This is a genomic window from Streptomyces sp. NBC_01571 (assembly GCF_026339875.1).
Classification (GTDB): domain Bacteria; phylum Actinomycetota; class Actinomycetes; order Streptomycetales; family Streptomycetaceae; genus Streptomyces.
Window position 1 is genome coordinate 4,392,771 of sequence record NZ_JAPEPZ010000001.1, and the last position, 14,834, is coordinate 4,407,604.

Annotated in this window: 8 protein-coding genes and 3 rRNA genes; 5 read left to right on the forward strand and 6 right to left on the reverse strand. The window is 66.2% G+C overall.

From position 1 onward, the window contains the following. Positions 1 to 3 precede the first annotated feature (3 nt). The 4 genes from OHB41_RS19640 to OHB41_RS19655 are packed head-to-tail and all read left to right on the forward strand — an operon-like array spanning position 4 to position 4,239. Positions 4 to 750, forward strand: coding sequence for a DUF4129 domain-containing protein (locus tag OHB41_RS19640; protein WP_266699529.1), 747 nt, complete (start codon positions 4 to 6; stop codon positions 748 to 750). Beyond that, positions 747 to 1,940, forward strand: coding sequence for a DUF4350 domain-containing protein (locus OHB41_RS19645; RefSeq protein WP_266699530.1), 1,194 nt, complete (start codon positions 747 to 749; stop codon positions 1,938 to 1,940). Before OHB41_RS19640 ends, OHB41_RS19645 begins: the two co-directional genes overlap by 4 nt. Further along, complete coding sequence (locus tag OHB41_RS19650) at positions 1,940 to 2,929, forward strand: AAA family ATPase (protein WP_266705999.1); 990 nt, start codon at positions 1,940 to 1,942, stop codon at positions 2,927 to 2,929. Before OHB41_RS19645 ends, OHB41_RS19650 begins: the two co-directional genes overlap by 1 nt. Beyond that, positions 2,929 to 4,239: a DUF58 domain-containing protein gene (locus OHB41_RS19655; RefSeq protein WP_266699531.1), complete on the forward strand. Its 1,311-nt coding sequence runs from the start codon at positions 2,929 to 2,931 to the stop codon at positions 4,237 to 4,239. The genes OHB41_RS19650 and OHB41_RS19655 overlap by 1 nt, the downstream gene beginning before the upstream one ends. Positions 4,240 to 4,351: 112 nt before the next feature. On the opposite strand, the gene rrf is transcribed toward OHB41_RS19655, so the two are convergent. The 4 genes from rrf to OHB41_RS19675 form a co-directional block, all read right to left on the reverse strand. Then, positions 4,352 to 4,468: ribosomal RNA gene (rrf, locus tag OHB41_RS19660) — 5S ribosomal RNA — on the reverse strand. An 86-nt stretch (positions 4,469 to 4,554) separates the two neighbouring features. Continuing rightward, a 23S ribosomal RNA gene (locus OHB41_RS19665) occupies positions 4,555 to 7,676 on the reverse strand. 314 nt (positions 7,677 to 7,990) lie between these two features. Next, a 16S ribosomal RNA gene (locus OHB41_RS19670) occupies positions 7,991 to 9,516 on the reverse strand. The 16S, 23S and 5S rRNA genes sit together here, the layout of an rRNA operon. Positions 9,517 to 10,201: 685 nt before the next feature. Continuing rightward, positions 10,202 to 11,209, reverse strand: a complete 1,008-nt coding sequence (locus tag OHB41_RS19675; protein WP_266699532.1) for a stage II sporulation protein M — start codon at positions 11,207 to 11,209, stop codon at positions 10,202 to 10,204. Between the two features lie 121 nt (positions 11,210 to 11,330). Here OHB41_RS19675 and OHB41_RS19680 point away from each other — a divergent pair, with 121 nt between their 5' ends. Further along, the gene (locus OHB41_RS19680; protein WP_266699533.1) at positions 11,331 to 12,335 is read left to right on the forward strand and encodes an RDD family protein; all 1,005 of its coding nucleotides are present in this window, start codon (positions 11,331 to 11,333) and stop codon (positions 12,333 to 12,335) included. 22 nt (positions 12,336 to 12,357) lie between these two features. Here OHB41_RS19680 and OHB41_RS19685 read toward each other — a convergent pair whose 3' ends face one another. Together OHB41_RS19685 and ahcY are read right to left on the reverse strand one after the other, a co-directional pair. Further along, positions 12,358 to 12,972, reverse strand: coding sequence for a hypothetical protein (locus tag OHB41_RS19685; RefSeq protein WP_266699534.1), 615 nt, complete (start codon positions 12,970 to 12,972; stop codon positions 12,358 to 12,360). Positions 12,973 to 13,073: 101 nt separating this feature from the next. After that, positions 13,074 to 14,531, reverse strand: a complete 1,458-nt coding sequence (gene ahcY, locus OHB41_RS19690; RefSeq protein WP_266699535.1) for an adenosylhomocysteinase — start codon at positions 14,529 to 14,531, stop codon at positions 13,074 to 13,076. Between the last annotated feature and the right edge of the window lie 303 nt (positions 14,532 to 14,834).

Sequence of the window (14,834 nt, forward strand, 5' to 3'; positions counted from 1 at the left end):
GGAGTGAGTCCTTCGGGGGGAGTTCTCACAGCGCTGCGAGCGCTGCGAGCGCTGCCGCAGACCGGCGCCGCGGCCGTCCTCGCGCTGCCGCACGGCGGCGACGAACCACCGGTGACGATCCCGCGCGACCCCGCACGGGAGGCGGCCAGGCGCGAACTGTCCAAGCCGATGTACCACGAGAACGAACCCAGCCTGGTCCAACGCGCCCTGAACGCCTTCTGGCACTGGGTCGACAAACTGTTCGGAGCCGCTTCCACCGCGACCCCTGGCGGCGCCCTCGGCCTCCTGGTGATCGTGCTGGCCGTACTCGCCGTCGCCGCCGCCCTCTGGTGGCGCCTGGGCACCCCTCGCCGCACGCCCACCTCGGCCGCCGCACTCTTCGACGACCGCCCCCGCAGCGCCGCCGAACACCGCGCGGCGGCCGAGGCCCACGCCGCCCAGGGCCACTGGAACCAGGCCGTCCAGGAACGCATGCGCGCCCTCGTCCGCTCCCTGGAGGAACGCACCCTCCTCGACCCGCGCCCCGGCCGCACGGCGGACGAGGCGGCCGCCGAGGCGGGCCGCACCCTCCCCGGACACACGGACCGACTGCGCGCCGCCGCCCGCGACTTCGACGACGTCACGTACGGCGGACGGGCCGCCGACTCCCGCACGTACGGCCGCCTCACCGAGCTCGACCGCGACCTGGAGCGCAGCAAACCCGTACTCACCGGCAGCGCCCACCACACCGGCCACGGAGCCGCCTCATGACCGAGGCCGCCCTCCCCTCCACCTCCGCCTCCCCCACCGCCCGCCAGGTGTGGACCCGCGCCCGGGGAATCACCCTCGCGGTCGTGATCCTGCTGGCCGCCGCCGTGGCGATCGCCGCGATCCGCTCCGGCGCCCAGCACGGCCGCCTCGACCCGCGCTCCGCCGACCCCTACGGCAGCCGCGCCACCGCCGAACTCCTGCGCGACCGCGGCGTCTCCACCCGCGTGGTCACCACCCTGGACCAGGCCCGCGCCGCCGCCGGCCCCGACACCACGCTGCTCGTCGCCGCCCCCGACCTGCTCACCGACAGCCAGCAGTCCGGCCTCCACCGGGCCACCGCGAGCTCCGGCGGCCGCACGATCCTGATCGCCCCCGAAGCTCCCTCCCTCGGCACCCTCGCCCCCGGCGTCACCGCCGACCCCGCGATCAGTTTCGACTCGACGCTCCCACCCGGCTGCGACCTGCCGGCCGCCCGCCGCGCGGGCAGCGCCGACACCGGCGGCATCCGCTACACCATCACCGACCTCGACGCCGACTCCTGCTATCCCAGCGAGGGCCTGCCCACCCTGCTGCGCATCCCGGCAGCCTCCGGGAACGGCGACACCGTCGTCGTCGGCGCCCCCGACATCCTCTACAACAACCGTCTCGACAAGCAGGGCAACGCCTCGCTCGCCCTCCAACTGCTCGGTTCCCGCCCCCACCTGGTCTGGTACCTCCCCTCGCTCTCCGACACCTCGGCGACCGACACGGGCGGCAAGACCTTCTTCGACCTGCTCCCCTCGGGCTGGCTCTGGGGCACACTGCAGCTCTTCATCGCGGCAGCCCTGGCCGCCTTCTGGCGAGCACGCCGGCTCGGGCCCCTCGTGCCCGAACGCCTGCCCGTCGCGATCCGCGCCTCCGAAACCGTCGAAGGCCGCGCCCGCCTCTACCGCAAGGCCAACGCCCGCGACCGCGCCGCCGGCGCCCTGCGCTCCACCACCCGCACCCGCCTCGCCCCCCTCGTCGGCGTGTCCCCCGCCCAGGCACACACGCCCGAGGCCCTGCTCCCCGCCCTGTCCGCGCAGCTGCACGGCGACGGACAGTCCTCCCTGCACTCCCTCCTCTTCGGGCCGCCGCCCCGCGACGACGCGGCCCTCGTCTCCCTCGCCGACCGACTAGACGCCCTCGAAAGAGAGGTACGCCGTTCATGATGGCCCCGACCACTGACAACGCCGGGTACACAGGGGATCCGGGCGCCGCCCGCGCCTCCCTGGAAGCCCTGCGCGCCGAGATCGCCAAAGCCGTGGTCGGCCAGGACCCCGCCGTGACCGGTCTCGTCGTCGCCCTCCTGTGCCGCGGACACGTGCTCCTCGAGGGAGTCCCCGGAGTCGCCAAGACGCTGCTCGTCCGCGCCCTGGCCTCGGCCCTGGAACTCGACACCAAGCGCGTCCAGTTCACCCCCGACCTGATGCCGAGCGACATCACCGGCTCGCTCGTCTACGACGCCCGCACCGCCGAGTTCTCCTTCCAGCCCGGCCCGGTCTTCACCAACCTGCTGCTGGCCGACGAGATCAACCGCACCCCGCCCAAGACGCAGTCGTCCCTCCTCGAGGCGATGGAGGAACGTCAGGTCACGGTCGACGGCACTCCCCGGCTGCTCCCCGAGCCCTTCCTCGTCGCGGCCACCCAGAACCCGGTCGAGTACGAGGGAACGTATCCCCTCCCGGAAGCCCAACTGGACCGCTTCCTGCTCAAGCTGACGATCCCTCTCCCCTCCCGCGAGGACGAGATCGACGTCCTCACCCGGCACGCCGAGGGATTCAACCCCCGCGACCTGCGCGCCGCCGGCGTACGCCCCGTGGCGGGCCCGGCCGACCTGGAAGCCGCGCGCGCCGCCGTCGCCAAGACCGCGGTCTCCCCCGAGATCACCGGCTATGTGGTGGACATCTGCCGCGCCACCCGCGAATCGCCCTCCCTCACCCTCGGTGTCTCCCCGCGCGGTGCGACGGCCCTCCTCGCGACGGCCCGCGCCTGGGCCTGGCTGACCGGCCGCGACTACGTCATCCCGGACGATGTGAAGGCCCTGGCCCTCCCCACGCTCCGCCATCGCGTCCAGCTGCGTCCCGAGGCCGAGATGGAGGGTGTGACCGCCGACTCGGTCATCAACGCGATCCTCGCCCACGTCCCCGTCCCCCGCTGATGGCACTCACCGGACGCGCGGCTCTCCTGGCGGCCCTCGGCACCCTCCCCATCGGCATCTGGGAGCCGAGCTGGACGGGCATTCTCGCCGTGAACGGCCCCCTGGCGCTGGCCTGCGCCTGCGACGCCGCGCTGGCCGCACCGGTACGCCGTCTCGGTCTGACCCGCTCCGGGGACACCTCGGTACGCCTGGGCGAGACCGCGGACGTCACGCTGACCGTCACGAACCCCTCGGGCCGCCCGCTGCGCGCCCGCCTCCGCGACGCCTGGCCCCCGAGCAGCTGGGAACCCGGCACCGAGGTGGCCGCGTCCCGCCACCGTCTGACGGTCCCGCCCGGTGAACGCCGCCGGCTGACGACCCGGCTGCGCCCCACCCGCCGCGGCGACCGGCACGCCGACCGCGTCACGATCCGCTCGTACGGCCCACTCGGTCTGTTCTCCCGCCAGGCCAGCCACAAGGTCCCGTGGACGGTGCGGGTCCTGCCCCCGTTCACCAGCCGCAAGCATCTCCCGTCCAAACTGGCCCGGCTCCGCGAACTCGACGGCCGCACCAGCGTCCTGACCCGCGGCGAGGGCACCGAGTTCGACAGTCTGCGCGAGTACGTTCCCGGCGACGACACCCGGTCCATCGACTGGCGTGCCACGGCCCGGCACTCCACGGTCGCCGTCCGCACCTGGCGACCCGAGCGAGACCGCCACATCCTTCTGGTCCTCGACACGGGCCGCACCTCGGCGGGCCGTGTGGGTGACGCCCCGCGCCTCGACGCCTCCCTGGACGCGGCCCTGCTCCTCGCGGCACTGGCCTCACGGGCCGGCGACCGTGTGGACCTGCTCGCGTACGACCGCCGGGTACGCGCCCTCGTCCAGGGCCGCGCGGCGGGCGACGTCCTGCCTTCCCTGGTCGCCGCGATGGCCACCCTGGAGCCCGAGCTCGTCGAGACCGACGCCCGCGGCCTGACGGCCACTGCACTCCGTACGGCCCGGCGCCGTTCCCTGATCGTCCTGCTGACGACGTTGGACGCGGCCCCGGTCGAGGAGGGTCTGCTCCCCGTCCTCTCCCGTCTCACCCAGCGCCATACGGTCCTGGTGGCTTCGGTGGCCGATCCGCAGGTCGCCCGTATGGCGAAGGCCCGTGGAAACACCGACGCCGTGTACGAGGCGGCGGCAGCGGCTCACGCCCAGGCGGAACGCCGTCGCACGGCCGAGCAGTTGATGCGTCATGGAGTCACGGTCGTGGACGCGACGCCGGACGATCTGCCGCCCGCTCTCGCGGACGCGTATCTGGCCCTGAAGGCAGCAGGACGCCTGTAGGCCGGCACAAAAAAGGGGCCTCTTGTTTCAAGAGGCCCCCTAATCAAGCGATCCCAAACGCAGAAAACCCCCGTACCGATTTCCCGGTACGGGGGTTCCTTTTTCAAAATTTGTTCGGCGGCGTCCTACTCTCCCACAGGGTCCCCCCTGCAGTACCATCGGCGCTGTAAGGCTTAGCTTCCGGGTTCGGAATGTAACCGGGCGTTTCCCTCACGCTATGACCACCGAAACACTATGAAACTGTCAACCGGAGCCGTGGCAAAGCTACGACGGTTGTTCGTGGTTTCAGAACCAACACAGTGGACGCGAGCAACTGAGGACAAGCCCTCGGCCTATTAGTACCGGTCACCTCCAGCGGTTACCCGCCTTCCAGATCCGGCCTATCAACCCAGTCGTCTACTGGGAGCCTTAACCCCTCAAAGGGGGTGGGAATACTCATCTCGAAGCAGGCTTCCCGCTTAGATGCTTTCAGCGGTTATCCCTCCCGAACGTAGCCAACCAGCCATGCCCTTGGCAGGACAACTGGCACACCAGAGGTTCGTCCGTCCCGGTCCTCTCGTACTAGGGACAGCCCTTCTCAATATTCCTACGCGCACAGCGGATAGGGACCGAACTGTCTCACGACGTTCTAAACCCAGCTCGCGTACCGCTTTAATGGGCGAACAGCCCAACCCTTGGGACCGACTCCAGCCCCAGGATGCGACGAGCCGACATCGAGGTGCCAAACCATCCCGTCGATATGGACTCTTGGGGAAGATCAGCCTGTTATCCCCGGGGTACCTTTTATCCGTTGAGCGACGGCGCTTCCACAAGCCACCGCCGGATCACTAGTCCCGACTTTCGTCCCTGCTCGACCCGTCGGTCTCACAGTCAAGCTCCCTTGTGCACTTACACTCAACACCTGATTACCAACCAGGCTGAGGGAACCTTTGGGCGCCTCCGTTACTCTTTAGGAGGCAACCGCCCCAGTTAAACTACCCATCAGACACTGTCCCTGATCCGGATCACGGACCCAGGTTAGACATCCAGCACGACCAGACTGGTATTTCAACGACGACTCCACCATGGCTGGCGCCATGACTTCAAAGTCTCCCAGCTATCCTACACAAGCCGAACCGAACACCAATATCAAACTGTAGTAAAGGTCCCGGGGTCTTTCCGTCCTGCTGCGCGAAACGAGCATCTTTACTCGTAGTGCAATTTCACCGGGCCTATGGTTGAGACAGTCGAGAAGTCGTTACGCCATTCGTGCAGGTCGGAACTTACCCGACAAGGAATTTCGCTACCTTAGGATGGTTATAGTTACCACCGCCGTTTACTGGCGCTTAAGTTCTCAGCTTCGCCAAACCGAAGTTTGACTAACCGGTCCCCTTAACGTTCCAGCACCGGGCAGGCGTCAGTCCGTATACATCGCCTTACGGCTTCGCACGGACCTGTGTTTTTAGTAAACAGTCGCTTCTCGCTGGTCTCTGCGGCCACCCCCAGCTCACCGAGTAAATCGGATCACCAGTGATGGCCCCCCTTCTCCCGAAGTTACGGGGGCATTTTGCCGAGTTCCTTAACCATAGTTCACCCGAACGCCTCGGTATTCTCTACCTGACCACCTGAGTCGGTTTAGGGTACGGGCCGCCATGAAACTCGCTAGAGGCTTTTCTCGACAGCATAGGATCATCCACTTCACCACAATCGGCTCGGCATCAGGTCTCAGCCTTGATGTGCGACGGATTTACCTATCACACGGCCTACACCCTTACCCCGGGACAACCACCGCCCGGGATGGACTACCTTCCTGCGTCACCCCATCACTCACCTACTACAGGTCTGGACCATCGGCTCCACCACTCCCCTTTGCCCGAAGGCTCCAGGGCGGCTTCACGGACTTAGCATCGCCTGGTTCAATGTTTGACGCTTCACAGCGGGTACCGGAATATCAACCGGTTATCCATCGACTACGCCTGTCGGCCTCGCCTTAGGTCCCGACTTACCCTGGGCAGATCAGCTTGACCCAGGAACCCTTAGTCAATCGGCGCACACGTTTCTCACGTGTGTATCGCTACTCATGCCTGCATTCTCACTCGTGAACCGTCCACCACTGCCTTCCGGCGCGGCTTCACCCGGCACACGACGCTCCCCTACCCATCACAGCAGGCGTTGGCCCTATTGCTGCAATGACACGACTTCGGCGGTACGCTTGAGCCCCGCTACATTGTCGGCGCGGAATCACTAGACCAGTGAGCTATTACGCACTCTTTCAAGGGTGGCTGCTTCTAAGCCAACCTCCTGGTTGTCTGTGCGACTCCACATCCTTTCCCACTTAGCGTACGCTTAGGGGCCTTAGTCGATGCTCTGGGCTGTTTCCCTCTCGACCATGGAGCTTATCCCCCACAGTCTCACTGCCGCGCTCTCACTTACCGGCATTCGGAGTTTGGCTAAGGTCAGTAACCCGGTAGGGCCCATCGCCTATCCAGTGCTCTACCTCCGGCAAGAAACACACGACGCTGCACCTAAATGCATTTCGGGGAGAACCAGCTATCACGGAGTTTGATTGGCCTTTCACCCCTAACCACAGGTCATCCCCCAGGTTTTCAACCCTGGTGGGTTCGGTCCTCCACGACCTCTTACAGCCGCTTCAACCTGCCCATGGCTAGATCACTCCGCTTCGGGTCTTGAGCGCGCTACTAAATCGCCCTATTCGGACTCGCTTTCGCTACGGCTTCCCCACACGGGTTAACCTCGCAACACACCGCAAACTCGCAGGCTCATTCTTCAAAAGGCACGCAGTCACGAGATATGTGCAAGCACATATCCGACGCTCCCACGGCTTGTAGGCACACGGTTTCAGGTACTATTTCACTCCGCTCCCGCGGTACTTTTCACCATTCCCTCACGGTACTATCCGCTATCGGTCACCAGGGAATATTTAGGCTTAGCGGGTGGTCCCGCCAGATTCACACGGGATTTCTCGGGCCCCGTGCTACTTGGGTGTTTCTCAAACGAGCCGTTGACGTTTCGACTACGGGGGTCTTACCCTCTACGCCGGACCTTTCGCATGTCCTTCGCCTACATCAACGGTTTCTGACTCGTCTCACGGCCGGCAGACCGTGAAAGAGAAATCCCACAACCCCACATACGCAACCCCTGCCGGGTCTCACACGCATATGGTTTGGCCTCATCCAGTTTCGCTCGCCACTACTCCCGGAATCACGGTTGTTTTCTCTTCCTGCGGGTACTGAGATGTTTCACTTCCCCGCGTTCCCTCCACTTGCCCTATGTGTTCAGGCAAGGGTGACAGCCCATGACGACTGCCGGGTTTCCCCATTCGGAAACCCCCGGATCAAAGCCTGGTTGACGACTCCCCGGGGACTATCGTGGCCTCCCACGTCCTTCATCGGTTCCTGGTGCCAAGGCATCCACCGTGCGCCCTTAAAAACTTGGCCACAGATGCTCGCGTCCACTGTGCAGTTCTCAAACAACGACCAACCACCCATCACCCTGCCCGAAGGCAAGTTCACTGGGGCCGGCACTGAAGGCAGCCAACAATCGGCCGTACCTTCAGACACCCAACAGCGTGCCCGACACACTCCCCGCTTCCCTCATTCGTTCCACGCCCCGAAGGACAGTACTGGAAGGAGAAGACGATCAAGTGTGCCGAATAATCAACGTTCCACCCATGAGCAACCACCGTCGAACATTTGCCGACGTAGTGGCCTCTGACCTCACCCCGGAGGGATCGGTAAGAAGTGCTCCTTAGAAAGGAGGTGATCCAGCCGCACCTTCCGGTACGGCTACCTTGTTACGACTTCGTCCCAATCGCCAGTCCCACCTTCGACAGCTCCCTCCCACAAGGGGTTGGGCCACCGGCTTCGGGTGTTACCGACTTTCGTGACGTGACGGGCGGTGTGTACAAGGCCCGGGAACGTATTCACCGCAGCAATGCTGATCTGCGATTACTAGCAACTCCGACTTCATGGGGTCGAGTTGCAGACCCCAATCCGAACTGAGACAGGCTTTTTGAGATTCGCTCCGCCTCACGGCTTCGCAGCTCATTGTACCTGCCATTGTAGCACGTGTGCAGCCCAAGACATAAGGGGCATGATGACTTGACGTCGTCCCCACCTTCCTCCGAGTTGACCCCGGCAGTCTCCTGTGAGTCCCCATCACCCCGAAGGGCATGCTGGCAACACAGAACAAGGGTTGCGCTCGTTGCGGGACTTAACCCAACATCTCACGACACGAGCTGACGACAGCCATGCACCACCTGTACACCGACCACAAGGGGGGCACTATCTCTAATGCTTTCCGGTGTATGTCAAGCCTTGGTAAGGTTCTTCGCGTTGCGTCGAATTAAGCCACATGCTCCGCTGCTTGTGCGGGCCCCCGTCAATTCCTTTGAGTTTTAGCCTTGCGGCCGTACTCCCCAGGCGGGGAACTTAATGCGTTAGCTGCGGCACCGACGACGTGGAATGTCGCCAACACCTAGTTCCCACCGTTTACGGCGTGGACTACCAGGGTATCTAATCCTGTTCGCTCCCCACGCTTTCGCTCCTCAGCGTCAGTAATGGCCCAGAGATCCGCCTTCGCCACCGGTGTTCCTCCTGATATCTGCGCATTTCACCGCTACACCAGGAATTCCGATCTCCCCTACCACACTCTAGCTAGCCCGTATCGAATGCAGACCCGGGGTTAAGCCCCGGGCTTTCACACCCGACGTGACAAGCCGCCTACGAGCTCTTTACGCCCAATAATTCCGGACAACGCTTGCGCCCTACGTATTACCGCGGCTGCTGGCACGTAGTTAGCCGGCGCTTCTTCTGCAGGTACCGTCACTTTCGCTTCTTCCCTGCTGAAAGAGGTTTACAACCCGAAGGCCGTCATCCCTCACGCGGCGTCGCTGCATCAGGCTTTCGCCCATTGTGCAATATTCCCCACTGCTGCCTCCCGTAGGAGTCTGGGCCGTGTCTCAGTCCCAGTGTGGCCGGTCGCCCTCTCAGGCCGGCTACCCGTCGTCGCCTTGGTGAGCCACTACCTCACCAACAAGCTGATAGGCCGCGGGCTCATCCTTCACCGCCGGAGCTTTCAACCCACCCAGATGCCCAGGCAGGTATTATCCGGTATTAGACCCCGTTTCCAGGGCTTGTCCCAGAGTGAAGGGCAGATTGCCCACGTGTTACTCACCCGTTCGCCACTAATCCACCCCGAAGGGCTTCATCGTTCGACTTGCATGTGTTAAGCACGCCGCCAGCGTTCGTCCTGAGCCAGGATCAAACTCTCCGTGAATGTTTTCCCGTAATCGGGACGACACCACGAGAGCGGAACCAGGAAGAGGAATAATCCTCCCGGTTCACAGCGTCCTCGCTGTGCGCCTACCCCGAAGGGGCAGGACTTTTTCAAAGGAACCTCGTCCCAGCCGATCGGCCGGAGACGGGGTATCAACATATCTGGCGTTGATTTTTGGCACGCTGTTGAGTTCTCAAGGAACGGACGCTTCCTTTGTACTCACCCTCTCGGGCTTTCCTCCGGGCGCTTCCCTTCGGTCTTGCGTTTCCGACTCTATCAGACCGTTTCCGTATCCGATTTCCTCGATGCTTTCCAGGTTTCCGCTTTCGCGTTTCCCTTTCCGGCGGTTCCGACTTTACCAGATCTGTTTTCCGTTCCGTTTCCGGTCGGAATTCATTTCCAGTGGCCGTTGGAGGAGCCTTTGCCTATTCGCGCCTTGCGGCTCTCTTTCGGCATGTCCGACTTTATCAGAAGCTTTTGATCGGCCTTACCGGCCGCTCGGTCCTGACTAATCGGGAGGTGCTTCTCGGAATCGCGTTCACAAGAAGCTCGCAGATGCTAACTGCCACCGACTGGACGTGTCCAGTTCTAGGCAACTGTTCGAATCTACCTCCCCACCGGCTCCATGTCAATGGCTCCTGTGGGGCGAAGAGGAGACTAGCAGGTCAGCGGGCGCAGTCGCACATCACGCGGCCGTCGGCAGCGTGGCGCTGCGCTCGGCCTCCTCGACGTCACCGGTGTCACCGGCCCGTACGGCACGACCGCCCAGGACATAGACGTACGTGAGGAAGGCCAGTTCAGCCACGATCCCTATGGCGATGCGGGCCCAGGTGGGGAGGCCGGACGGGGTGACGAAGCCTTCGATGGCGCCCGAGACGAACAGGACCAGCGCCAGGCCGATCGCCATGCCGAGGGCGGCTCGGCCCTCTTCGGCGAGGGCTGTGCGGCGGGAGCGGGGGCCCGGATCTATCAGGGTCCAGCCCAGGCGCAGGCCCGTACCCGCGGCGACGAAGACGGCCGTCAGTTCCAGGAGACCGTGCGGAAGGATCAGGCCGAGGAAGGTGTCGAGGCGGCCGGCCGACGACATCAGGCCGATGCCGACACCTACGTTGAGCATGTTCTGGAGGAGGATCCAGAGCACGGGTATCCCCAGGAAGACGCCCAGGACCAGGCACATCGCGGCGGCCTCGGCGTTGTTCGTCCACACCTGGGCCGCGAAGGAGGCCGCCGGGTGACTCGAGTAGTAGGTCTCGTACTCGCCGCCGGGGCGCGTGAGCCGGCGCAGTTCTGCGGGAGCCGCGATCGAGGACTGGACCTCCGGGTGCGCGCCGATCCACCACCCCAGGAGGACCGCGACGGCGGTGGAGAAGAGTGCTGTGGGCACCCACCAGTGGCGCGAGCGGTAGACGGCGGCGGGGAACCCCTGGGTGAGGAAGCGGGTGACATCGCGCCAGGAGGCGCGGCGAGTGCCGGTCACGGCGCTGCGCGCGCGTGCCACCAACTGGCTGAGGCGCCCGGTGAGCTGCGGGTCCGGGGCACTGGACTGGATGAGGGAGAGATGGGTGGCCGTGCGTTGGTACAGGGCCACGAGTTCGTCGGCCTCCGCTCCGGTGAGCCGGCGCCGACGGCGCAACAGGGCGTCCAGGCGGTCCCACTCCGCGCCGTGCGCGGACACGAAGACGTCGAGGTCCATCGGTTCTGCTGCTCCTCGTCCTCTCGTACCGCGTGTCAGCTTGTCGTACCGCGGCGCGATGTTGCCCACAGCTTGGCAGACTGGCGGTTCTCGGGGCAGGTCAGGGGAAGGACGGACGAGCGTGAGTGAGCTAGTGACGGGCGAGGCGGTGGCGCTGGAGCTGCGCCCCGCGAAACTGCCGAGCCGCGCGCTGGCCGTGCTGCTCGACCTGGTCGTGGCGATGGCGGCCTATCTGGTCGTCACCGTCGCCCTGGTCGCCTCGACGGCGGCCCTGGACGAGGCGGCGCAGGTCGCGGTGTCGATCGCCAGTTTCGTTCTGCTGCTGGTCGGTGGGCCGATCGCGGTGGAGACGCTCAGCCACGGCCGTTCGCTGGGGAAGCTGGCGTTCGGGCTGCGGGTGGTCCGGGACGACGGGGGGCCGATCCGGTTCCGGCACGCGCTGGTGCGCGGTGCCATCGGGGTGGTCGAGATCCTGATGACGTTCGGGATCGTCGCGTGCATCGCCTCGCTCGTGTCGGAGCGGGGGCGGCGGCTCGGTGACGTGTTCGCCGGGACGCTCGTCGTACGGGAGCGGATTCCGGCCGGGCGGAGCGCGTTCGTGCCTCCCCCGCCGCCCTGGTTGGCGGGACGTTTCTCCGGGCTCGACCTGTCGGCGGTGCCGGACGGGCTGTGGCTGGCCGTCCGCCAGTACCTGACGCGGATGCGGCAGCTGGATCCGCAGGTCGGTGCGGCGATGGCGGAGCGGCTGGCCTCGGATCTCGCCGCCCGTACCGGGGCGCCCGCGCCACAGGGTGTCCCGGCGGCCGCGTATCTGGCGGCCGTGGTGCACGAACGGCAGGCGCGGGATGCCAGACGGGCCTTCGGGGGCAGGCCGGCCGTCGCAGCGGTGCCGGGAGGTCCGGGCGGGTTCGTCGCCGGGATGCCGGGCGTGAGTGGCCCGGTCGTGCGGCAACCGGGATTCCCGGATCCTCAGGCGGCTCCCGCCTCCGCTCCTGCCGCTGGGGTTTCCCATGCGTCGCCGGTCGTGGACGGCGACGGGTCGCCGGGGCGGCAGGCGGTTCGGCCCTCGGCGGCGCGGGAGGAGCGGACCGACCGGCCCGCGACCGGATTCGCGCCGCCCGCCTGACGCCCACCGCGGGGGGCCGGCCTCAGGCGAACGCCGACGGCGGTGATTCGAGGTGTTCCAGCTCGATGCCGGGTGCCGCGAGGACGACGTCTCCCGACAGGTGCACGGCGTGCTGTTCTCCCGTGTCCAGCGCTGTGACCTGGTACGCGTCGACGATCAGGGGGCCGTTGTCAGTGGCGTGTGTTTCTCTCGAGACCAGGGCCCAGGACTGGTCGAGGGTGCGGGGGGCGAGGACCGGGTCGGTGAAGGCGACGAGGCGTACGCGGGTGGCCGACCCGGAGGGGGTGAGGCGCAGGAGACGGGCCGTGGCGACGAGGAACGCGGGGGACGTGCCGGTGAAGGCATGGGCGTGGGCATTGCCCTCGGTGGCCTCGGTGCCCGTGGGATCGGTGCGGACCCAGGTGACGCCTTCGAGCGCGGCGCCCCGGACCTGCCAGCTCGCGGCGTGCAGTTCCAGCCGGATGGGGCGGCCCAGCTCGTCGAGAGCCAGATCGACGGAGCCGGCGTGGTCGCCGGAGGGTGCCGTCAGCTGGGAGACGTAGCGCCAGCCCGAGGGCCCCGGCGCGCAGTGGAAGTGTTCTTCGGCCAGGGGGGTGTGATCGTGCGGATCGTGGAGCGAATAACGGCCGCGTGGCATGGGCGTTCAGGTCCTCATCGGGGACAGGCCCCCGCCACGGGGGCGGGGGCCTGCTGACATCCGTACGCCGCGCGGCCGGTGCGGCCGCTCGGCGGGGGTGCTCAGTAGCGGTAGTGGTCCGACTTGTACGGGCCCTCGACCTCTACGCCGATGTAGGCGGCCTGCTCCGGGCGGAGCGTCGTGAGCTTGACGCCGAGGGCGTCGAGGTGGAGACGGGCGACCTTCTCGTCGAGGTGCTTGGGCAGCACGTAGACGTCGGTCGGGTATTCGTCGGGCTTGGTGAACAGCTCGATCTGGGCCAGCGTCTGGTCCGCGAAGGAGTTGGACATCACGAACGACGGGTGGCCGGTGGCGTTGCCCAGGTTCAGCAGGCGGCCCTCCGACAGCACGATGAGCACCTTGCCGTCGGGGAACTTCCAGGTGTGGACCTGCGGCTTGACCTCGTCCTTGACGATGCCCGGGATCTGCGCCAGGCCGGCCATGTCGATCTCGTTGTCGAAGTGACCGATGTTGCCCACGATCGCCTGGTGCTTCATCTTGGCCATGTCCGAGGCCATGATGATGTCCTTGTTACCGGTCGTGGTGACGAAGATGTCGGCCTTGTCGACGACCTCGTCGAGGGTCGTGACCTGGTAGCCGTCCATGGCCGCCTGCAGGGCGCAGATCGGGTCGATCTCGGTGATGATCACGCGGGCGCCCTGGCCGCGGAGGGACTCCGCGCAGCCCTTGCCCACGTCGCCGTAGCCGCAGACGACGGCGGTCTTGCCGCCGATCAGGACGTCGGTGGCACGGTTGATGCCGTCGATCAGGGAGTGGCGGCAGCCGTACTTGTTGTCGAACTTCGACTTGGTGACGGCGTCGTTCACGTTGATCGCCGGGAACAGGAGGGTGCCGTCGCGGTGCATCTCGTACAGACGGTGCACGCCGGTCGTGGTCTCCTCGGTCACGCCGCGGATCTCCGAGGCGAGCTGGGTCCACTTCTGCGAGCCGTCGGTGATGGTGCGGTTCAGGAGTTCGAGGATGACGCGGTGCTCGTCGGACTCGGCGGTGTCGACCGAGGGGACCTTCCCGTCCTTCTCGTACTCGACGCCCTTGTGGACGAGGAGGGTGGCGTCACCGCCGTCGTCCAGGATCATGTTCGGGCCGCCGGTGGGGGTGTTCGGCCAGGTCAGAGCCTGCTCCGTGCACCACCAGTACTCCTCCAGGGTCTCGCCCTTCCAGGCGAAGACCGGGACGCCCTGCGGGTTGTCCGGCGTGCCGTTCGGGCCGACGGCGATGGCCGCGGCGGCGTGGTCCTGGGTGGAGAAGATGTTGCAGGAGGCCCAGCGGACCTCGGCGCCGAGGGCGACGAGGGTCTCGATGAGGACGGCGGTCTGCACCGTCATGTGCAGGGAGCCGGTGACGCGGGCGCCGGCCAGGGGCTGCGTGGCCGCGTACTCCTTGCGGATCGACATCAGGCCGGGCATCTCGTGCTCGGCGAGGGTGATCTCCTTGCGGCCGAAGTCGGCCAGCGAAAGATCGGCGACCTTGAAGTCCTGTCGGTTGTCGACAGTCGTCATGGGGAGCTGCTCCTCGGGATTGTGGCGAGGTGGGTACGGCTGTTCTGCGCGACGGCGGGCACAAGGGTGCCCTCGGGCACAGGTGCGCCCGGTGCGCGCAGCTCAGTCCGTCGGAGGCCCTCTCTCCCTCGGCCGGTCCGCGGTGGGACCGCCCGACCGCCATCAGCAGCGACGTCTGGCTCAGTCACCAAGCTACACCGGTCACCCCAGGCCTCCCCAGTCCGGCTCCGGCCATAGTGTGCCTCGGAGGTTCCCAGGAAACCCCTAGCGTCTGGGTGCGCGGGCGCCGGGACATGGGCTCGC